At 60.9% G+C, this 20,864-nt stretch carries 16 protein-coding genes; 8 read left to right on the forward strand and 8 right to left on the reverse strand.

Features of this window, described 5'->3' with window-relative positions; all coding sequences use genetic code 11:
• Positions 1–115 precede the first annotated feature (115 nt).
• The gene (locus tag F4U95_RS18320; RefSeq protein ID WP_150412116.1) at positions 116–1,195 is read right to left on the reverse strand and encodes a glycosyltransferase family 4 protein; all 1,080 of its coding nucleotides are present in this window, start codon (positions 1,193–1,195) and stop codon (positions 116–118) included.
• A 322-nt stretch (positions 1,196–1,517) separates the two neighbouring features.
• Between F4U95_RS18320 and F4U95_RS18325 the strand changes: the two genes are divergently transcribed.
• Positions 1,518–3,518, forward strand: coding sequence for a hypothetical protein (locus tag F4U95_RS18325; RefSeq protein ID WP_150412115.1), 2,001 nt, complete (start codon positions 1,518–1,520; stop codon positions 3,516–3,518).
• Here the strand turns inward: F4U95_RS18325 and F4U95_RS18330 are convergent.
• Together F4U95_RS18330 and F4U95_RS18335 are read right to left on the reverse strand one after the other, a co-directional pair.
• Positions 3,441–4,562 (reverse strand): hypothetical protein, encoded by a 1,122-nt coding sequence (locus F4U95_RS18330; RefSeq protein WP_150412114.1) that lies wholly within the window; start codon positions 4,560–4,562, stop codon positions 3,441–3,443. The genes F4U95_RS18325 and F4U95_RS18330 overlap by 78 nt on opposite strands.
• A gap of 64 nt (positions 4,563–4,626) precedes the next feature.
• The gene (locus tag F4U95_RS18335; protein WP_120253475.1) at positions 4,627–5,460 is read right to left on the reverse strand and encodes a WecB/TagA/CpsF family glycosyltransferase; all 834 of its coding nucleotides are present in this window, start codon (positions 5,458–5,460) and stop codon (positions 4,627–4,629) included.
• 286 nt (positions 5,461–5,746) lie between these two features.
• On the opposite strand from F4U95_RS18335, the gene F4U95_RS18340 reads away from it, so the two are divergent.
• The 6 genes from F4U95_RS18340 (at position 5,747) to F4U95_RS18365 (ending at position 12,065) form a co-directional block, all read left to right on the forward strand.
• A complete protein-coding gene (locus F4U95_RS18340) occupies positions 5,747–6,361 on the forward strand; it encodes a polysaccharide biosynthesis/export family protein (RefSeq protein ID WP_246171638.1) in 615 nt (204 codons plus the stop codon).
• Complete coding sequence (locus tag F4U95_RS18345) at positions 6,342–7,550, forward strand: hypothetical protein (protein WP_120252606.1); 1,209 nt, start codon at positions 6,342–6,344, stop codon at positions 7,548–7,550. The genes F4U95_RS18340 and F4U95_RS18345 overlap by 20 nt, the downstream gene beginning before the upstream one ends.
• A complete protein-coding gene (locus tag F4U95_RS18350; protein ID WP_120252607.1) occupies positions 7,547–9,037 on the forward strand; it encodes a GumC family protein in 1,491 nt (496 codons plus the stop codon). The genes F4U95_RS18345 and F4U95_RS18350 overlap by 4 nt, the downstream gene beginning before the upstream one ends.
• The gene (locus tag F4U95_RS18355; RefSeq protein ID WP_161601901.1) at positions 9,037–9,786 is read left to right on the forward strand and encodes a CpsD/CapB family tyrosine-protein kinase; all 750 of its coding nucleotides are present in this window, start codon (positions 9,037–9,039) and stop codon (positions 9,784–9,786) included. The genes F4U95_RS18350 and F4U95_RS18355 overlap by 1 nt, the downstream gene beginning before the upstream one ends.
• A gap of 154 nt (positions 9,787–9,940) precedes the next feature.
• Positions 9,941–11,107, forward strand: coding sequence for a DegT/DnrJ/EryC1/StrS family aminotransferase (locus F4U95_RS18360; protein ID WP_120252609.1), 1,167 nt, complete (start codon positions 9,941–9,943; stop codon positions 11,105–11,107).
• A gap of 259 nt (positions 11,108–11,366) precedes the next feature.
• On the forward strand, positions 11,367–12,065 hold the full coding sequence (locus F4U95_RS18365) for a hypothetical protein (protein WP_150412113.1): 699 nt from the start codon (positions 11,367–11,369) through the stop codon (positions 12,063–12,065).
• A gap of 81 nt (positions 12,066–12,146) precedes the next feature.
• Here F4U95_RS18365 and F4U95_RS18370 read toward each other — a convergent pair whose 3' ends face one another.
• The 3 genes from F4U95_RS18370 to F4U95_RS18380 all read right to left on the reverse strand — a co-directional run bounded on the left by F4U95_RS18370 (position 12,147) and on the right by F4U95_RS18380 (position 17,183).
• Positions 12,147–13,574: an esterase-like activity of phytase family protein gene (locus F4U95_RS18370; RefSeq protein ID WP_246171639.1), complete on the reverse strand. Its 1,428-nt coding sequence runs from the start codon at positions 13,572–13,574 to the stop codon at positions 12,147–12,149.
• A 22-nt stretch (positions 13,575–13,596) separates the two neighbouring features.
• On the reverse strand, positions 13,597–15,972 hold the full coding sequence (locus F4U95_RS18375; protein WP_232016493.1) for a TonB-dependent receptor: 2,376 nt from the start codon (positions 15,970–15,972) through the stop codon (positions 13,597–13,599).
• A 230-nt stretch (positions 15,973–16,202) separates the two neighbouring features.
• The gene (locus F4U95_RS18380; protein ID WP_120252612.1) at positions 16,203–17,183 is read right to left on the reverse strand and encodes a threonine ammonia-lyase; all 981 of its coding nucleotides are present in this window, start codon (positions 17,181–17,183) and stop codon (positions 16,203–16,205) included.
• A 183-nt stretch (positions 17,184–17,366) separates the two neighbouring features.
• Between F4U95_RS18380 and F4U95_RS24935 the strand changes: the two genes are divergently transcribed.
• The gene (locus F4U95_RS24935) at positions 17,367–17,780 is read left to right on the forward strand and encodes a hypothetical protein (protein WP_161600415.1); all 414 of its coding nucleotides are present in this window, start codon (positions 17,367–17,369) and stop codon (positions 17,778–17,780) included.
• Between the two features lie 11 nt (positions 17,781–17,791).
• Here F4U95_RS24935 and F4U95_RS18390 read toward each other — a convergent pair whose 3' ends face one another.
• Positions 17,792–19,243 (reverse strand): NAD(P)(+) transhydrogenase (Re/Si-specific) subunit beta, encoded by a 1,452-nt coding sequence (locus F4U95_RS18390; RefSeq protein WP_120252613.1) that lies wholly within the window; start codon positions 19,241–19,243, stop codon positions 17,792–17,794.
• A gap of 10 nt (positions 19,244–19,253) precedes the next feature.
• Positions 19,254–20,828, reverse strand: coding sequence for a Re/Si-specific NAD(P)(+) transhydrogenase subunit alpha (locus tag F4U95_RS18395; protein WP_120252614.1), 1,575 nt, complete (start codon positions 20,826–20,828; stop codon positions 19,254–19,256).
• Positions 20,829–20,864: the final 36 nt, after the last annotated feature.

Genomic DNA, 20,864 nt, shown 5'->3' on the forward strand with positions numbered 1-20,864 from the left:
CGGAACCCGAGCTTCGCAGCTCACGTAGGAAAACAACCCTTCGCTCCGGTAATCGCCGCCCCGCATCTCAAATCCTTCAACCTCAGTTGAAGGCGTCTGAATCACCTCAAGCGGCTCAAGGAAAGAGCCTTTTTCCGCAACCTGCTAAGGCCATCGCCTCCAGCACCACGCCTCCGCCAAATTCCCTTATGCTGGGACAGGCCAGAAAATCGCAATCGACCAACAATGTCTGCACCTGCCGATGCTCTACTGCGCCATGAATCGTGACCGCTTTATCGACGCGCATTTCCCTGACCAGCGCGGCGATAATATCGCGTTCCGGCCCGTCGCCGATGATGTCGAGATGCAGGGCATTCGCCCGCAACATGTCTTGTACCGCGCGGATTAGGACATCGGCGCATTTATACGGCACCAGCCGCCCGACAAACGCGCCACGCAGCGGCGCCTGCGCGCGCCTCGTCCGGCGCAAGGCAAAGCGAGCAGGGTCGATGCCATTTTCGGGAAGGTGAAAGCTGCGCGGTCGCGCCTGCTCCGGTAATTCCGAAAGGCTATGGAGCGATCCTGCCAATATCGCTGCAGCGTCGCGGCGGGTCGCCTTATAGCCAGGCAGCCATTTATAGGCGCCGCGCAGTTGCGACAGCCATTCCCGTTCGCGCGTTCGGCGATCCGCAAATCCGTCTGGCCATGGCAGCCCGCCATTGAGCGGCCCGACCACCAGCGGCACGCCCAATCGCTTGAGCCGGGCGGCAAGATAGGAGGGGGTCGTCGGGCTCATCGGCGTCAGGCGATGCACGATGTCATAGGCGCCGGCCTTCAAAGCGGGCCGGAACTTATCCCAGACCGCTTTTTCGAACGCATAGCATCCGATCGGCGCCAACGCCTGATAGATCGTCCAGCCACGATTGTCGCTCGCGCCCAGAAATCGCGCGACGCGAAATATCGTGCGCACCACGGCTTCGGTGTCGATGGTGGAAAAATCGCGGCCTTCCTGCCAGTCCATGGCCATGATGGCCGGACGATTGCGGATATGGGTCACCAGATGCACGTCCGCCTGCCGGGCCAGCGCCTCGGCAATGCACCACCCGATCAGCGGCACGCTCACCATGTCGGGATTGGCGATCTCCGCCAGCAGCAGCACGGTGTGGCGCCTTCGCACGGTCGGTGTGGATTTCTTCCCGGTACATTCAACCACCATAATATCGCTACCTGTCGCATCGGGGGCGGGGGGCTAGAATGGGGGCAGGAGCATGCCTCCTCGAACCCATGTGTCCGCTCACTATATGGACACAGCCTGCAACATCCGATCATGCCCATTGGGAGGGGATAAGTGCGTGGGGAAATCTCCGGCAATTTCAGGCATCACGCGCATGGATGTTCTGTGTCGGAAACCCGCCGCTTTGTTCGTGATGTTGTGTCTGGTGGGGTGCGGGGAAGGTGGCGTCGCCGCCGCGACGGATAAAGACCGCGCGGCGGCGACGCCGGTTTCGCGCTCCGTTTCGAGGCCGGCCCCGGGTGGTATGGCGATGGGCACCAATCTGGACGGCCTTGCCTATTGGAGCAGCGCCATGCCGGTGCTGGACCTGATGAAATCCGCGAGCGTCTGGCTGCCGCAGGCCGAAGGTGTCTACGACACGGGAGAAGCCATAGCGCAGGACCGTAACGGTTGGCCTCTGCTGCCGGTGGACGCCGCTATGCGCCGTTACCGCACGCTGCTCGTCAACATCCTGCATGACAATCCCGCTGCGCTGCCCGCCGAACGCTATGTCGTCCTCTATGAAGGCCATGGTGCGATCACGGCCGTCGATGTGGACGGAGCGCGGGTCTTATCCCGGATCGATGGGGAGTTGCATGTAAGCGCCGGGCGCGGCGGAAGCCTTTACTTGCGCATCGACGCCGATGGAGAGGGGCGTGATCCGATACGGAATATACGCGTCGTCAGGGCAGATTATCTGCCGCTCTACCGGGCCGGGCTGACATTCGACCCGGAGTTTCTAGAACGGATCAAATCCTTCCATGCGCTGCGCTTCATGGACTGGATGAACAGCAATGCGTTGTTCGCGCCCATAGGTGGTCCGCTGACGGACGAGGCGGCCATCGAGCGTGCGCCGCAACTGGACTGGGCGGATCGGCCCAGGCCCACGTCCATGCGTTGGGGGGAGGGCAGCCGCGGGGTGCCGGTCGAAGCCATGGTCGAACTGGCCAATCGTACGGGCGCCGAGCCGTGGTTCACCATGCCCGTCAACGCTAGCGACGATTATGTCCGCGGCTTTGCCTCCTATGTCCACGCGCAGCTGCGTCCCGACCTCAAAGTCCATGTCGAACTTTCCAATGAAGTCTGGAACTGGATATTCCCGCAGGCGCGCTATGCCCGCGCTCGCGCCCGCGCGATTTTCGGCCCCGATGGCGACGGGCTGGAATGGTATGGCATGCGCGCGGCGCAGGTGGGCATGATCTGGAAGCGGGCGTTCGGCGAAGCGGAGAAACGCGGGTTGCGATCGGGCAGGGTGGCGATGGTGTTCGGCACCCAGTTTGGCTGGCGCGGGCTGGAAGCGACCGGTCTTGAAACCCGGCATTGGCGCGACGGCAACGGACGGCCGATGCATGCCGCCGACTATTTCGACGAATATGCCATCACCGGCTATTATGATGGCACGATGAACGTCGATGACGCCGTGCCCATCGTCCAAAGCTGGTGGAAGGATGAGGATGGCGGCTATGGTCGTGCGATCGCAGAACTGAACGAGCGGATTACAGACTTCAACGCGCCGCTCTATCAATATCATGCAGGACGCGCGCGCGCGCATGGCCTTCGCCTCGTCAGCTATGAAAGCGGCTTTGGCGAATATACGCCCATATCCCAGCATGCTAATCAGCCTTACACGGATTTTCTGGCAAAATTGCAGCGCAGGCCGGAATTCAAGGCACTGGAAACCGCCAACTACAGCGCCTTTGCGCAAGCGGGCGGCAGCCTCTTCATGAACTTCGGCATCATCGGCACACCGTCCAAATGGGGGAACTGGTCGGCGCTCGAAACGATCCGGCAGACTGGTTCGCCACGATATGATGCGTTGATGACATGGCTGCGCTTGCATCCGCCCTCTTCGGCACGCGGACCGGCCATTGCCTATGCCGACGCCCGGATCGCACTGGGTGGGACGCAGGGAGAAACCTTTACCGGAACCGCACATGGCTATGATGTGCTGGTCGGAGGCAGCGGTAATGATCGCTTCTTTGCCGGGCGGGGATCGGGCAGCCGCATCGATGGGGGCGGGGGGCATGATATGCTTGTCCTGCCGGAGCGTCGGACATCCTATCGCTTCCAGGCGCAGCCATCGCAGGCCGTGGTGCAGGTGATCGGTCCTACCGGCGTGCAAAGCCTGACCCGCATCTCCAATGTGCGCTTTTCGGACGGGGCGCTGATCGACCTTGCAAGGCTCGTATCAGAGGATCGGAACGACCGGCTCGTCGGTGTGAAACGGGTTGCTGGCGTCTCTGCGCCTGAACAGGCCGGGCCATGAAAGGCGCAGCTTTATCCATCGCAGCCAGATTTTGGCGTCAGGATTGCGGCGCCATTGCAGATCGCGCTGATAGGCCAGGTAGGCAGGCGCAAAATCGTCGCTGAGATAGGACAGGCAGGCGTCGCTTGACATCGGTCTATATGGCCCGGCCAGGTCGGTCGTGAAATTCCACGCCATCTGTTGCAGTCTCTGCGCCGTGTCCTCTCGCATGCCAAAAGGGCGCTCGGGCGTATGAATGGCCCGCCCATATATTATCGCGGACGTCAGCAGCGCGACGAAATATGTGCCTGTCTCGGTAAGGTGGACGTCGTCCCGGAAAAGCGTGGCCATTGTCGCTCGCGCATCATGTCCTTTCAACCCGGGAACGGACATGGGCGACAGCGCCTGCTCGACCAGTGCGGCCAGCGCCGATCCGGCCGGGATCGTCATCAGGCGGTCGGCGCGGCCGGATGCCGCAAGATCATGGTTGACCCGATCCGCGACGCATCGCCATATGGGAGCAGCCGATCGCTCATAGGCGATCCATGATGCAGGATTGTCCATGTCGGCAACGGTCATCCACGCTTCAAAAACATAGGTCCGTGCCTGCGGATTCTGTTCGACCATGCGGTCATGAAAATCGCGCAAATATCGTATCATGTCGTTTCGCACGACAGCGTCCAGCAAGCTATGCTGTTCCGTGATGATCAACGTGTCATAGGGCTGGTTTCCATAGGAACCTGCCCGCTGAAGTTCCGACAGCACATCTATCGGCTGGTCATTCCTGTTTGTCCCCGCGGCATAGCCGGTCCAGCGGCCTGCACCCTGTCCCATGGTGCGATCCTTTATGGACGAGCCGGCCAGCTGCTGCATGTCCCATAGCAGAGGGCGGTCGATGCTTGCGGCAAGGCGTTCGAGATATTCAGGGAAGGGATGGTCCATCAGGCTATGGCCCGACAGGAACAGCCGCCGTGGACCGTCCGGACGCTGGTGGGATGCTGCCATCGGTGCCGCGATACCCGTCATCTGCGTCACGACCGGCGTCGCCGGACCGATTTGCGACAAAGCGACAGTCGCGATCCATAAGCTTTTGCGTCCATGCCGATGCCTCATGTCGTTCGACGGCGGATCACTTCGCCCGTCGGCGTTGCCATTGGCGAAAGATCTGGAAGATAAGGGGACCATCCACCAGATAGCGGCGCCACAATCGCCTGGGATCACGCGTCAGTCGAAACAGCCATTCCAGGCAAAGACGTTGCAGGATTTTGGGCGCCCGAGCCTGTTCCTCGGTCAGGAATTGCAAACTGGCCCCGATGCAAAGCCCGATCCCTACGGCCTGGCCGGTCCGGCTGATGCGGTAGGCGAGCAGTTCCTGCTGCGGGGATCCCACGGCAATGAAGACATAGCGGGCCTGCGCCGCAATGGTGAAGCGTACGGCATTTTGCGTCGCATCGGCATCGTGAATGAAACCCATTGGCGGCTCATGATGGATCAGCTGTGACAGGCCGAAGCGCTGTCGCAATATATCGACCATATCAGGGTTTCCGCCAATGATCGCGATCCGATCGTCAGCCTGAGCGATGTCTCGCAGCAGCGCGACGGTCAGGTCGCTGCCCGGCACGACCGGCAACGCCACACCAGCCCGTCGCGCCAGCTTTCCCAATATGCGGCTGTCGCACAGCGTGATCCAGGCATTGCGATAGATGGGCCACAGATCGGATCGCTTGCACTGGATGCGGACGACATGATCGACATTGGGCGTGACGATATAGGCAAAAGCCGCGTCTGTCGGTCGCCGTTCGATATCGTCCAACAGCTGGGCCTGATCACGCAGGCTGAATGCAAAGTCGAAAAATTCAAATGTCTGCGCCGGTGAATGATATTGCGAATATTGCGGAGCAACGGATTCTTCACCAATGTTCGCAGGGACTGCGTGCGTGGGAACGGACAATGTGAGGGACATGAAATCTTCCATCCTCGGCAGATGTGGGATGAGATCGGATCCGCACTGAACAGATTTGAAATTTCTATACATCCGCGCCGCAACATCGTGGCCGATTTAATATACGGGGGCATTATATCCCCGTATATTCTATCTACGGGTAAAAGCGCGGGCACCTATTCCGCATTTCAAGTGGTCAGAAATAGGACCATCCTCGAACGACTGACGGACACCTGTCGATCAAACTAGACTCGGCGCTCAACTGCTGGGGGCTGTCACGATGCTTGGCGCGCGATCCGATATTTATTTGCGCAAGCTGCTGCTTGTTGTCTCGCTACTACTGCTTTTTGCCGGCCCCTTTGCTGCCATCGCACAGCCCATAACGCCTCTGGCCCCACCAAGCGGTTCCGACCCTGAATATCGCATCAATCCGGGTGACGAACTCGACATATTGATTTGGGGGGAAGAGCGGTTGCAGCGCGTCGTGCGCGTCCTGCCCGATGGTACCTTCACCTTCCCCCTGGCGGGACGGATCGCGGCTGCCGATCGCACCGTGACGGAAATCGCCAACCAGATCCGGCTCAACATCGCACCCAATTACCGGGAAGGCGCGCCGGACATCACCGTTGCCGTGAGGGAGGCCACAGGCATGCGCTTCTATGTGATGGGCAAGGTCCGCACGCCGGGCGGATTTTCGTCCGGCAAGGCAGTCAACGTGATCCAGGCTCTGAGCATGGCCGGCGGGTTGGCGGAGTTTGCGGACGTAAAGAACGCCATCATCCTCAGGCATACGGCGCAAGGGCAGACGGTAGAGCGGGTGCGCCTTTCTGCCTTGCTGAAGGGCGCGCGCGGCATTGATCCGGGGCGGCTCGCCGCGCCTCTTCCTCTGCTGGAGGCGGGCGATGTCCTTCTCATTCCCTGATCGTCAGGCATGGGCCGCGGCCATCGTCATCCCGGCGATGATCGTCGTGCCGGCCAATAGCCGCACCGAACCGCGGCTGGACGTCGATATGTCGGTTCTGGCATCTCCCAATCCCCTGTTGCTGCAAGGCGAACGCAGAGGCGCGACCTCGCTAGAAGTGGCTGCATCGCCCGGCATCACCATCACCTCGCCAGGTGGATCGACCATGGATGCTGGCGGCACGATCAGATATCGCAACTATACACGGCGATATGGCCATTATCTGCTGGGCGATTTCCGTGTCGAGGGGCGCTATCGCGATAGCGAGTATCTCACTGTCGGTGGATGGGCGGGATATAGTCGGGCTCTGGCGATCGACCTGCTTGCATCCAGCGATGATGCGGCCGGCGATCCGCGCGGCATTCGCAACAGCTGGTATGGCGGCGTCGATGCGGCGTGGCGCCCCAATATCTATACGCTCATCACGCCGGACATAAGATTTGAACGAGCCGTCTATGCGGACAGCGATCTGCTGCGCAACGCAAACGCCTTGACCTTCAGCCTGGCTTACGCTCGCCGTGTCGGCCCTCGCACAAGTATAGGACTGCGCGCCCGCGATACCATGAATTCCGTGACCGGCATGGCCGGCATGAACAGTATGGCACTTTACGCCACGCTCAATCGCCAACTGGGGCCACGCGCACGCCTGCTGGCAGAACTCGGCGTGGAACGGGCAGGGCGTCAGATCGAATGGCTGGAAGACGTCAAAATGCGTCGGCCAGGCCGCACCCTGCTTGCAGGCCGGGTCGATCTGTGTCGGGAGCCGGAGGAAGGCGACCATGCGTTGACGGGCTGTTTTTCCGCCATGCTGAACTCGGAAATCAGCGGCTTTGGCGGCCTGCGCCGCGACGCGACGGTGTCGATATCGCTCAGCAAGGCTCTGGGCGAGCATTTCAAGCTGCGCGGTGTCAGCGAATATCGCCATTCCTCGCTGATCGGCGGATCGCTCGTGAGCGCACCTGCCCCAGGCATGCGGACTAGTACGACGGATGCGGTGCGTAACATCGTGATGCTGGACTGGAAGTTGCGCCCTAATGTGACTTTGACCGGCAGCGCTCAATATCTTCGCCGTCAACTGGTTACGGGAAAGCGTATCGGATCGGCCTTTATCGGCCTTCAACTGCGCTACCATTTCGGACAACGCAAATGAACGAAGATCTTAGCCAGAATGGCAGCGTGATCAGCCTGCCGGAACTCCTGGCCATTATTTACAGGCGGCGTTGGTGGATCATGGTACCGACGCTGATCGGGATATTGGTGGCGCTGGCGATCGCGCTGTTGATGACGCCAGCCTATCGTTCGCAAGCCACGCTGCTGATAGATTCGCCGCAGATCCCGACCAGCTTCGCCCCGGTGCGGACCGCCAATTACGCCAATGAACGTGTGGCAAAGATCCGGCAACAGATCATGAGCCGTTCCAACCTGACCAGATTGATCCGGGAAGGGGGGCTTTACGAACGGGAGCAGCGTTCGATGTCGTTCGACGACCTGCTAGGGGTCATGCGCAGCGCCATCGCCGTCGATCTGGTAAGCGCCAGCGGGAACCAGCGTCCGGGCGCTGCGACCGACACGATCGCATTCGACCTGTCCTTCACCTATTTCGACCCTGACGCCACCCATGCCGTCGCCGAGAAACTCGTCGCGATGTTCATGACCGAGGACAAGAGGCTACGGACCGAGCAGGCCGTGGGCACCGCTGCCTTTCTGGGGCGGCGCGTCGATGATTTACGTAATCAGATGGTCGCGCTGGAAGGCAAACGCCGGGAGATAGAGAGCCGTTATGCCGGCGCTCTTCCAGATCAGGTAGCGTTGAGCGCGCAATCGGGGTCATCGCTGCGTTCGGAGGTGTCCCGGCTGGATGCGGAAACACAAGGCCTTGTGCAGCAGAACAGCCTGCTTGCGACGCGGAGCGAGGAAATCGCGGCCGCGCCTCGGCCAGAATTGGACGCGTTGCGCAAGGCCGAAGAACGTGTCGCGCAATTGGGCGCCACTTATTCGGACACGCATCCTGATGTGATCGCTGCGCAAATTGCCGTCGATCGGCAGCGGCGCGTCGCTCAAAGGTCGGCGGGGCCGATGCCGGGCAGCGGCGCGGTAGCGTCTGAAATGGGGGCCACGCGCGCGCGTATCGCTATGCTGGCCGCACGCCGGAACGAACTGGTGGGAACGATCGCGCAGATGGAGCGTGTAACGGCGCTTGCGCCGCAAGCGACCTATGAGTTGAACAATCTGGAACGCGATTACGACAATCTGAAACGCCAATATCAGGACGTGCGCGACACGCAGATGGAGGCGCAGGTCGCCGCCAGCCTTCAGGCAGAGGATAAGGGCGAGCGATTTTCGGTCGTGAACGCGGCCAGTGCGCCGCTCGACCCCATTCGTCCCAAAAGAATGCAACTGCTGATCAGCGGCCTTCTGGGCGGGTTCGTCGTCGGATTGATGTTGGTCATAATTTGGGAATTCATCGCCGGCCCGATCCATGGCGAGGGTGCGGTGGCGCGGTTGATGGACTGTCCGCCGCTTGCCGTCATCCCGATATTGGCGCCCGGCATGGCGATGCCGATATTGGAGCGCGCGCGCCGCTTCTTGCGGTTGCCGTCTAAACGGTCCGACATCCTTCGATCGGGAGTGGAATGATGGCGACCATAGCCAAGGGCACCGCGATCACGGTCGCACATGCAGCCGGAAGACGAGATGTCATTCTCGACCGGTCGCTGCTGCTCGACAATGGCATATTCGGGCTGGAACATATGGATCAGCGCGCACGCAGCTTCATCCTGCTGCGGTCCCAGATCATGAACGGCTTTCACGCCGATGGCGGCAGGATATTGGCGATTACGTCGACCCAGGCGGGCAACGGAAAGACGTTCGTCACCACAAATCTGGCGACGGCGCTGTGCCTGATCCAACCGACGATATTGATCGATTTCGACCTTCGCCGGCCGACGATGGCGGATCGCTTTGGGCTGACGGTGAAGGCCGGCGTGGACGATTATCTGCTGGGCGACTGCGAATGGGAAGATGTCGGGCAAAAGGCGAGAGGACTGGATCTGACATTATTCCCGGTTCGGCTGCCTCGGCAGGATTCCTCGACCCTTCTTGCGTCGGGGCGAATGGCAGGAGCGATACGGGCGATTCAGTCGGCATCCCATCAACCCATCTGCATTATCGACACGCCACCTGCCCTTGTTCTGGACGACATCATGCTGATCGGGCGCAATGCCGACGGTATCGTGATGGTGATAGAGGAAGGGCGCACCACGGCGAGGGATGTGAAGCAAGTCTTGCGGCTGCTCAGCCCGACGCGGATTGTCGGATCGGTGCTGAACAAGTCCATAACCGCGAGGCGGGATCGTTATGGATATGATTATTATGAAGCACCCTGATCGCCGCCATGGCCTGTGGGATGAAGGTCTGGATTTCCCCCACGCATTCCGCTGTCTCCGCGGGCACATGACGATCCTCTATAGCAGATGGCAGGTCCGGCATGCGCCTTTGCAATGTCGTATGACCCTTGCCTGACAAGGTGGAGATGGACGCATGACTCCTCGTGAACTGCTTGCTGCGATCCCCCCCGTGTCTCCCCCACTGACTTTGGTGCAGGAACAATGGCCGACACCCGTTACCCAGCCCTTCATGCCGCCATTGGCTGAATATATGCCTTATCTTCAGACCATCTGGGCCAATCGGTGGCTGACCAACTCCGGGCCGTTCCACCAGGAACTGGAGCGGGCTTTGGAGCAGCATCTGGGCGTGCCGCATCTTTCCCTGATATCCAACGGAACCACCGCCCTATGGATAGCCTTGCAGGCGCTCCGGATCGGTGGTGAAGTCATAACGACGCCATTTTCCTTCGTGGCGACCGCGCACGCGCTGCGCCTTGTCGGCGCGACGCCGGTCTTCGTCGATATTGACGAGGCCGACTGCAACCTCTCACCGCAAGGCATAGAGGCCGCCATCACCGAGAGGACCACCGCCATCTTGCCGGTGCATTGTTTCGGCCATCCCTGCGACGTGAAGGCAATCGGCGAGGTCGCCGACATTCATGACCTCAAGGTGATTTATGACGCGGCCCATGCCTTTGGCGTGCAGGCTGATGGATCAAGCATTCTGTGCCATGGCGACCTGTCGACTGTCAGTTTCCATGCGACCAAGGTTTTCAGCACGATAGAAGGGGGGGCGATCATATCGCCTGACGCGCGGACCAAGGCGAAGATCGACCGGCTGCGCAACTTCGGGTTCGTCGGCGACATGACGCTGGCGGGGGCATCCATCAATGGCAAGCTGAATGAACTCCAGGCGGCATTTGGCCTTTTGCAACTGCGCTATATCGACGACATCATCGCGCGGCGGGCCGCGATCAGCGCGCGTTACCATAGTGCTTTGGCGGAAATGGCGGGTATCATGCCGTTCCACGCCATTGGCGCGACCACGCTCAATCACGCCTATTTCCCCGTACGCGTAACGGAAGAATATGCAGTCAGCAGCGATACATTATGCCGCGAACTGCAATCTGTGGGCATCATGGCGCGGCGCTATTTCCATCCCCTGATCTGCGACATGCCCGGTTATCGCGACCTTCCCTCGGCACGTCAGGCCCTTCCGGTCGCGCGCCGTATCGCACGCCAGATATTGTGCCTGCCGATCCACGCCAATCTGAGCGATGAGCAGGTCGATCGGGCCGTTGGAATATTGGCTCGTGCCTGAGGTGAATATGCGCGATGCGATGGCATGGATGCGCGATCTGCCTGCCCGCATGGCGCTGCGTTGCGCCAATATGCGAATAATCAACCGGCGCCTGGAAAGAGGTCACGCCAAGAGGCTGGCCCGGCATGAGGGTAAAGCGCCCAAGCTGTCGGGGATCGACCTGGAGATCGTGGAGGGACTGCGGCGGGACGGGATTTTCGTGACAAATCTGGCGGCGCTGGGATTGCCCGGTTCGGACGCGATGCTGGCCGCAGGGCGGATGGTCGGCGATGCCTTCTCGGTGGAGGCGCGGCAGCAGTCCGCCGATGGGGCTGCATTGACGATCGCCCCACCCGCTTCGGTCGCGTCGCGGCCAGAGATATTCGCATGGGGATTGCATGAGCGCCTGCTGGATATCGTCGAGGCCTATCTCGGCGTTCCAGTCGGCTATGATGGCGTCAATTTGATCTACACGGTATCTGGCGGCCGGGAAGCGGGTCCGCGTTGCTGGCATCGGGACTGGGAGGACCGGCGCACCATAAAGATCGGCATCTACTGCAACGATGTCGTGGCGGGCGGCGGCCCGTTTCAGCTCATACGCCGCCGCGACCCCACACAGGGCGGGCCTCACGGCTATCACTACAGCTTGGCTGACGATAATATGCTGACGGAAAAACTCGGCGCGGACTATCATCAGGATATCGTCAGTTGCGAAGGTCCGGCAGGAACCGTCTTCTTCTGCGAGACGGCGCTGCATTTCCATCGAGGCGAGCCGGCTGTTCACGCAGATCGCCAGGCATTGTTTCACAGCTATTTTGCGCGCAGACCGCGTCACCCTTTTCTTTGCGAACGGTCGGGATTGAGCCGAAAGCAGATTTCCCACCTCGCCGGGCCATTAAGTCTTCGTCAACGTGCAAGTGCGTGTTGGCGGCGAGATCTGCCTTGGTTCGTCCGGCTCATTCCTCCGGCGAGGATCTAGGCTCAAAATCTATCAATTGTCCGGGCTAATGACGATAGGTTGTTTTTGAAGTCGATCCCAAGTCAACCATCGATCATGTCTTCATGAAGGTGCCGGCAGCCGCACCTGATAAACCAATATGCGGTTGTCATTGTCCAGGTCGGAATCGCAGGATTGCCCGGACATGCGGCAGTGGCGCGCGATGAAGTCATTATCGTTGCCGACGAGCAGGAAATAATCGCCGGGCCGCCCCGGTTGCAGGGTCGGAACCAGGTCCATCGCTTCCCATTTCTCGGACAGGGCATCAACGCTCAGACCGAACCGCGCAAGTTGAACGGGATTGAGCATGTCGATCAGTTCGCCATGTTCGGCAGGAACGATATCCGGCTTGAGTGCCGTTCCGGCCGGGTCTTGGAGCAAGGATATGGTGTCATTTTCATAGGGAAGACCGGCAATGTTGGTCGCATGGCTGACGTCGACCAGCAGAATCTTCTTGTAGACGATGGGCGTTTTGGGATCTGCGCCGCGTCCGGCCGCATCGCGCGCCAGCATCAAGAAGCGATGATCGTCGATCGCCAATATCTCGCTCTGCGCGGCGGTGCGGTCGGGGCGCTGCCCCTTGCCATCCTTGTCATAGGCCGGAAGCTTTACGACATGATGGGCAATGGGTTGCGAAGGGGTTGGTGTTCGGCTGATGTCATATATCAGCACGCGGCTGTTGATGCGGCCCGCGGCGTTGCCCGTCGCGCTGTCCTGGACAAGGGCGCTTTGCAGGACAACGAACAATCTATGTCCATCGGGCGATATCGATAGGCCTTCTGGACCCTGATTATTGCGTCGCCCCGTATCTGGCGCTTGCAGGGATCCGAAATAGGGGCGCCCATTGGACATTGGCATGACTGCGGCGGGCGGACGGATCACACCGCGCAGCTTTCCGCCGCGATCGAAATAATAGATGTTGGCCGTATATTCGTCACCGATGTAGAAATGGCCATCGCGCGTGAATTGCAGCGATTCTGCGTCGAGCGATATCTTGCCCATGCCGGTGCCATCGGCTGGCGCGGGCAGGATGATGCCTCGCTCGGTCTTCGTGCCGGCGGCCGGGTCCGCGCCTGTAAAGGGCCGGCCGTCAAAGTCGCGCAGCTTCAATCCGCCGTCGGGTGTAAAAGTCAGTTGGCCGTCGCCGGGCGTGAAGCGTAGCCGGAACCGGTTCAGTCGCGCGGGGTAATCGAAAAACAGTTTGGCCGCCGGATCGTTGCGACCCCGATCCGGCAAGGTCCACAATATGCCCTCATAATGGTCGCCGACGCGTCTCCAGCTGCCGGGCGCGATCTTCAGAGAGGAGAAAGACCCCAGCGTGTCACCCAGGAAATCGATGGTGTCGGCTGGCAATTGCCCGGCGCCGACCAGGCCTTGATCGACAAAGACCTGATCGTGAAACGGGATATTACGGACGTCGGGAACCTTGTTCCCGTCAGTCCCGGCGATCGCCCCCTCTCCGCCGGCAAGGGGGGAGAGAAGGGCCGTCAATAGCCAAATGATGGTCAGATGTTTAGAAAGCAACGCCGATGGTCCCGAACACTTGCCGCGGTGCCGACGAATGGAACACCAGGATAGAGCCGGTCGGGTCGTTCGGCGCGAACACGCTATTGTCGAAATTGGAAGCATAGCGCTTGTCGGTCAGGTTGGTGACGTTGAGCGACAGCTTCGTATTCTTCAGCGGACCCAGATCGCCAAAGCTGTAGCTGACGCCCAGATCGACCGTCGCATAACCGCCAAAACCCTGATCGTTCATATAGGTGTAATAGCGCTTGCCGGTATATTTGCCCATCACCGATGCGGAGAAGCCGCCATAGTTCAGCGTCAGGGCGCTGGAATATAGCTGCTTGGGCGTATCGACCTGCTGCTTGCCATGGGTGGCGTACAGCACGCAGGTGGCGGTGCAGAAGTTCAGATCCTGATCATAGACCGTCTTGTTCAAGGAGGCGGAATTATACCAGCTCAACCACGGCGCCGGCTTCCACAGGACACCGAGTTCCAGGCCCTTTGCAGTGACGCTGCCGGCGTTGTGGAAGGAATTGCCACAGCCCGGATTTTGCTGCTGGTTCGTCGGGCACGGATTATATTGCAACAGCCGGTCGTCGAATTTCACCCAATAGCCGGTTGCCGAAACCTGAAGCGTGCGGCCGACATAGCGATAGCCGCCCTCGACGCTGCGCGACGTTTCCGGTTTCAGCGTGGCGCCCTGGGCGTTCCAGATCGGCTGTGTCACCGATTGCGGCCCAAGTTTGAAACCACCCTGATACATGGCGATATTTTCGGCATAGCTGGCGAAGACTTCATGGCCGCGCGCCACTTCCCAATGGACGCCGAATTCGGGAAGGAAATAATCCTTGGCCGTCAAAGATCCCGTGGCGAACTGGGTGGATGCCGGCGGCGCTGCCTTGGCAATGCCGCGGATGGCCCGCGCATCGGACCGGGAGTAGGTGCCCTTGAATCCGAAATCGAAAGTCAGTCTGTCGTCGAGCAGCGACACCGTGTCCTGCATGTAGAATTGCCGGGTCGTCCAGTCGGTTTCCTGCACCCATTGTGCCGTGGCCGGCTGGCCCTTCAGAAACTGGCCGAGGTCGAACGGGCCGGTGACGTCGTTGCGGATGTAGCGGGCGGCGCTGCTCTTATTGGCTTCCGTCCATACGCCCGCTTCGAAATGGTTGAACCCGATCCGCCAGCTAAGGCTGCCCAGCACGCCGTCGCGATCAATGGTGTAGCGCGTATCACGGATCGTCACGGGCAGGTCGTCGGCGGTGGTCGCCGTACCCTGAGTCGACAGGCCGGAGATGAAATTGTTGCCGGCACCCTTGTCGGTATGGCGATATCCCTGCACGCGTGCGCTCAGCCCCGTGGCGATTTCGATATCGGCCGCGAGATAATAGAGCTGGTCGTTCCGCAGGATCTGGCCGTTGGTGAAGGTCACGTCGCCGCTTTTCTCCGGCGCCGCGGACGGGACGCACTTGATCGGTGTCGTCGTCACCGCGCAGGCGTTGCGGCTGAGATAGGTCTGCCAATTCGGGGCATAACCGCCCAGATCCCAGCCGCGGCGCGCCAGCGTGTCTTTGGACAGATAGGCATCGTCGGCCTGGTTGGTGCGCGAAATGTCGGCAAAGGCCGTCAGCTTGAAGCCATCGGTCCGATACACGATCTTGGCATTGACCTGCTTGCCCGTGGATTTCTTGTACGCGGCTTGATCCACGAACAGATCCTGTCGGCTGTAATGGCCCGAAACATAGGCCGACAGGCCTTGATACTCGCCGGTGTCGAAGCGTACGAATGTGCGCGCGGTCTTCTCGCTGCCGATGGTCTGGCTGACCTTCAGGCCCAGATCCTTGCTCGGGTCGCTGCTGGTGTAGATCACCGCGCCGCCCAGATTGCTGGTTGAAGCGATCGCAAGGCCGGCAATGCCCGTGGCAAGGTCTGCGCGTCCCAGATTTTCGGAGATCAATGCGCGGCTGATCGTCAGGCCGTTATAATTATTGTAGGCGCCGTCGCCCAGCGGCATGCCGTCCAGCGTATAGCCCAAATGTGTGGTGCTGAAACCACGTACCTGAAGCGACAGGGACTGTTCGTTGACGCCCAGCGCGTCGATGGATTGCGCGCTGACGCCGGGCAGCATGTTCAACGCCTTCTGAATGCTGGTGCCGGGCGGCAGCGCATCCAGGTTGGACGGTACCAGGGTCGAAACCGATCGCGTTTCGCCGCTGCCGACAACGACGATGTCGACATTGCCATTGCCTGCGGTATCGAGCGCCGGTGCGGCGGTTGCGGCCGTCTCGGCGTAGCTGGCGGGCGCGATGGCGACCAGCGCGACGGAGGCCATGAAAAATGCGTAAGCCTTGCCGTGGCGCATATTGCGGCGCGAAAAATTCGTCATGTATATATCCTGTCCCCGGCGACCCTCTCGATCACCCCGGAGAGGCCGCTAAGCCCGCTTCTGGTCATTTTTGTTACGATTCAGAAACGCGGCATTAATGTTGTCGTTTGTGAGACATTTATGCATCATGGCCGGGTGGCGGTGCCCGGCAGAGTAGCGTCCTAACCCGATCGGCCACTTCCGCTAGCCGATCGAAATCATGCTCTATAAGGTAATCGCCGCGTTCGATCTCAGCCGGCTATGATCTGCGCATAGGCTTGCGGATCGACATTGCTGCCAGATATCACGACGACCGTGGCACCATCGGCTGGCGGCGCGATGCCCTCCAGCGCCGCGGCCAGCGCCACCGCACCGCCGGGTTCAATGACCAGCTTCATCTTTTCGAAGGCGAAGCGCATTGCATCGCGGACCTGATCGTCGGTGACGCAAAGCCCGCCGGACAGCAGCGCCTTGTTGATGGGGAATGTCAAAGCGCCGGGGCTGGGCGCCAACAGGGCGTCGCAAATCGAACGAGCCTGGGCCTCCACGCTTTCTCGTACACCACTGGCCAGCGACCGGGCGGTATCGTCAAATGCAGCCGGCTCCACGCTGTAGATAGCTACGCCGGGCGCCTGATCCTTGATCGCCGTGGCGATACCCGCAACAAGGCCGCCACCGCCGCAGCATACCAGCACCCGGCCTATCTGAACCCCGGCCGCCTGCGCCTGCTCCCATATCTCCAGTCCGGCCGTTCCCTGCCCTGCGATGATGTAGGGGTCGTCAAAGGATGGGACGAGCACGGCGTCGCGCTCCGCTGCCAACGCCGTGGCGATGGCCTCGCGCGATTGCGTGTAGCGATCATAGGGCACGACCTGTGCTCCAAGTGCGCGCGTATTGGCGACCTTGATGGCGGGCGCGTCGGACGGCATCACGATGGTCGCCGGAATATCGAGCAACCGCGCTGCTGCGGCAACGCCCTGCGCATGATTGCCCGAAGACCATGCCACAACGCCATGGGCCCGCTGTTCGTCCGGAATACGGGACAGACGGTTATAGGCGCCGCGAAACTTGAACGATCCGGTATGTTGGGCACCTTCGAACTTGACCAGCACCCTGTGCCCGACCCGCTCGTTGAGCGGCGCAAATTCCAGCATGGGCGTCCGGATGATCGCTCCGGAAATACGTTCTGCGGCATCACGAACATCGGCAGCGTCAATGGCAAGGTCGGTCATGATGATTGTCCAATTTGGCGAACGAGGGTCGCAATATATGCCGGCTTTTCTTGATCATTCCACATTGTAAGCCGCACAAACGGTGCCACCTTCGGCCGCCTGTCAGGCCTTCGATGTAGCCGGCTGGCTGGTCGAAACGTGCAATATATGGCTGTCGTCATAGCGGATCCAACAGGCAAAGCCGTGACCACATTCCGCATGAAGTTTCAGAATTTCGGCATGGTCGAAACGGTAGAGATGACCATTGTCTTTGACTTCGATTGTGTCGACGCTCTGGAAATCGACAGGAGCCAGCGGAACGGCATCCCGGCCACGCTTGACCTTCACGTCATACCGCGCCGCGCCTTTGAGATAGGCGATGACGATGTCGTGGGAACTGGCATTCTGCCATCTGGGGTGAATGGGGCCGCATCCCTGCAACAGGGCCAGGGTCGCCATAGCAAGGGCGATTTTGCCGATTATCTTCACCAGATGGTCTCCGCGTTCCGTTGGTTCGCCTCTCCCGATATGGCTTTCATGGTCTTGATTGCGGCTCCTACCTGCCTGAGCATGAGTGCCGGATTAACGATCGGCGGACGGGGTACCGTCCGCCGATGATAAGGGCCGATCTAGCCGATCTTGCCGAGCAAACTGTCCACTGCGACCTTGGCGTCGCCGTAGAACATCCGCGTATTGTCCTTGTAGAAAAGCGGGTTTTCGATACCGGAATAGCCGGTGCCCTGGCCGCGCTTCGACACGAAGACCTGCTTGGCCTTCCACACTTCGAGCACCGGCATGCCCGCGATCGGCGAGTTGGGATCGTCCTGCGCAGCCGGATTGACGATATCGTTGGAGCCGATGACGATCACCACGTCGGTAGACGGAAAATCCTCGTTGATCTCGTCCATTTCCAGCACGATGTCATAGGGCACCTTGGCCTCTGCCAGCAGCACGTTCATGTGGCCGGGCAGGCGGCCTGCGACGGGGTGGATGGCAAAGCGGACAGTCTTGCCCGCCGCGCGCAGCTTGCGGGTCAGTTCGCTCACGCTCTGCTGCGCCTGCGCCACCGCCATGCCATAGCCTGGCACGATGATGATGCTGTCCGCCTCATTGAGGGCGGCGGCCACGCCATCGGCGTCGATCGCGACCTGCTCGCCCTCGATCTCCGCTGCCGGGCCGCTGGTGCCGCCAAAGCCGCCCAGGATCACCGAGACGAACGACCGGTTCATCGCTTTGCACATGATGTAGCTCAGGATCGCACCCGAGGAACCGACCAGCGCCCCGGTCACGATCAGCAGGTCGTTACCCAGCGTGAAGCCGATCGCGGCGGCTGCCCAGCCCGAATAGCTGTTCAGCATCGAGACGACGACGGGCATGTCCGCGCCGCCGATGCCCATGACCAGATGGAAACCGATGAACAGCGCCAGCACCGTCATGGCGATCAGCACGGTCAGTTCGCGGCCCTCGATCCCGATATTGCCGACATACATGACGAGCAGTAGCAGCGATGCGATGGCTGCTATGGCGTTCAGCAAATGGCCACCCGGCAGTTTCTTCGCCTTGCCGTCCAGCTTGCCGGCCAACTTGCCAAAGGCGACGATCGACCCGGTGAAGGTCACCGCGCCGATGAAGATGCCCAGAAATTCCTCGACCTTGAGGATATTGATCTCGACCGGCGTCTTGTGCGCCAGCACGCCGGCAAAGCCGGTCAGGGCGTCGCGCGCGGCGGGATCGAGCGCGTGCACCGTTTCCAGTTCAAAATGCGCATTGAAGCCTATAAGCACCGCTGCCAGCCCCACAAAGCTATGCAGGGCGGCCACCAGTTGCGGCATTTCGGTCATCTGCACCCGCACCGCGACGATCCAGCCGATGATGGCGGCTACGGCGAAACTGCCGATCACGATCGGCAGATTGGCCGCGCCAGGGCCAAGCAGCGTTGCCAGCACGGCCAGCGCCATGCCGGAAATGCCATACCACACCGCCCGCTTGGCGCTCTCCTGATTGGACAGGCCGCCAAGCGACAGAATGAACAGGACCGCGGCCGAGATATAGGCTGCGGACACTATGCCAGTATCGAACATGCAGGCCCCCTTATGACCGCTGGAACATGGCCAGCATCCGGCGCGTGACCAGGAAGCCGCCAACGATGTTGATCGAAGCGATCAGGATGGAAATCGTCGCCAGAACCAGCACGATGGTGCTGGATGACCCGACTTGAAGCACGGCCCCCACCACGACGATGCCCGAAATCGCATTGGTCACCGCCATCAGCGGCGTGTGCAGTGCGTGGCTGACATTCCAGATCACCTGGAACCCGACGAAACAGGCCAGCACGAAGACGATGAAATGCGCCATGAAGCTGGCCGGGGCGACCGCACCGACGCCCATCAGCAGCAGCGCGGCGACGATGAGCAGCGTGACCTGCGACCGGGTCTGCGCCTTGAACGCGGCGATGTCCTTCGCCCGCTTCTGCTCGGGCGTCAGTTCCTCGGCCTTGGGCTTGGGCTTTTGCGCGGCGATCGCCTTGATTTTGGGCGGTGGCGGCGGGAAGCTGACCTGCCCTTCAAAGGCGATGGTCGCACCCCGGATCACGTCGTCCTCCATATCATGGACGATCACGCCATCCTTGCCCGGCGTCAGGTCGGCCAGCATGTGGCGGACGTTGCTGGCATAAAGCGAGCTGGATTGCGCCGCCATGCGACTGGGAAAATCGGTATAGCCGATGATCGTCACGCCATTGGCAGACACGATCTTCTGGTCGGTGACGGTCAGTTCGCAATTGCCGCCGCGTTCGGCCGCCAGATCGACGATGACCGATCCGGGCCGCATCGCCTCGACCATGTCCTTGGTCCACAGAACGGGCGCATCGCGGCCCGGAATGAGAGCGGTGGAAATGACGATGTCGACGGTCGGCGCCAGTTCGCGAAACTTCTTGAGCTGCGCTTCGCGAAATTCGGGGCTGGACGGGGCGGCGTATCCACCGGTCGCCGCGCCATCCTGCTGTTCTTCCGAAAAATCGAGATAGACGAACTGCGCGCCCATCGATTCGATCTGCTCGGCGACTTCCGGCCGCACGTCGAAGGCCAGCGTGATGGCGCCGAGCGATGTCGCCGCGCCAATTGCGGCCAGGCCCGCGACACCTGCGCCGATCACCAGCACCTTTGCCGGCGGTACTTTTCCTGCTGCGGTCACCTGACCGGTAAAGAAGCGGCCGAAATTGGCACCCGCCTCGATCACCGCGCGATAACCGGCGATATTCGCCATGGACGACAGCGCGTCCATTTTCTGCGCGCGCGAAATGCGGGGCACCATGTCCATCGCCAGTATATTGGCGCCGGTGGCATTGATCGCCGCCAGTTCTTCGCCGCGCTGGCCGGGATAGAAGAAGGAGATCAGCGTCTTGCCGGGCGTCAGTCGCGCCGTCTCTTCTGCCTCGGGCGGGCGGACCTTCACGATCACGTCCGCTTCGGCCCATAATGCGTCTGCATCGGCCACGACCGTCACGCCAGCCGCGCGGTAGGCATCATCGGCAAAGCCGGCCTGCTGACCCGCGCCACTTTCGACCAGGCATATATGGCCCAGTTTCTGAAGTTGCCCCGCACTGTCTGGAGTCAGCGCAACGCGCGCCTCGCCCAGTGACTTTTCTCTGGGTGCACCAATCTTCACTCTGCGCTCCTCCCCTTTTCCGGCCATGGTCCGGTC

The organism is Sphingobium limneticum (genome assembly GCF_008710165.1).
Taxonomy (GTDB): domain Bacteria; phylum Pseudomonadota; class Alphaproteobacteria; order Sphingomonadales; family Sphingomonadaceae; genus Sphingobium; species Sphingobium limneticum.

What these genes read in the sequence shown, in the direction of transcription:
- F4U95_RS18355 (WP_161601901.1), top strand. Translation starts at nt 9,037, where the DNA reads ATGGCGACCATAGCCAAGGGCACCGCGATCACGGTCGCACATGCAGCC.
- F4U95_RS18375 (WP_232016493.1), bottom strand. Translation starts at nt 15,972, where the DNA reads ATGACGAATTTTTCGCGCCGCAATATGCGCCACGGCAAGGCTTACGCA.
- F4U95_RS18325 (WP_150412115.1), top strand. Translation starts at nt 1,518, where the DNA reads ATGGCGATGGGCACCAATCTGGACGGCCTTGCCTATTGGAGCAGCGCC.
- F4U95_RS18360 (WP_120252609.1), top strand. Translation starts at nt 9,941, where the DNA reads ATGACTCCTCGTGAACTGCTTGCTGCGATCCCCCCCGTGTCTCCCCCA.
- F4U95_RS18345 (WP_120252606.1), top strand. Translation starts at nt 6,342, where the DNA reads ATGTCCTTCTCATTCCCTGATCGTCAGGCATGGGCCGCGGCCATCGTC.
- F4U95_RS18350 (WP_120252607.1), top strand. Translation starts at nt 7,547, where the DNA reads ATGAACGAAGATCTTAGCCAGAATGGCAGCGTGATCAGCCTGCCGGAA.
- F4U95_RS18335 (WP_120253475.1), bottom strand. Translation starts at nt 5,460, where the DNA reads ATGTCCCTCACATTGTCCGTTCCCACGCACGCAGTCCCTGCGAACATT.
- F4U95_RS18380 (WP_120252612.1), bottom strand. Translation starts at nt 17,183, where the DNA reads ATGACCGACCTTGCCATTGACGCTGCCGATGTTCGTGATGCCGCAGAA.
- F4U95_RS18320 (WP_150412116.1), bottom strand. Translation starts at nt 1,195, where the DNA reads ATGGTGGTTGAATGTACCGGGAAGAAATCCACACCGACCGTGCGAAGG.
- F4U95_RS18365 (WP_150412113.1), top strand. Translation starts at nt 11,367, where the DNA reads ATGGTCGGCGATGCCTTCTCGGTGGAGGCGCGGCAGCAGTCCGCCGAT.
- F4U95_RS18390 (WP_120252613.1), bottom strand. Translation starts at nt 19,243, where the DNA reads ATGTTCGATACTGGCATAGTGTCCGCAGCCTATATCTCGGCCGCGGTC.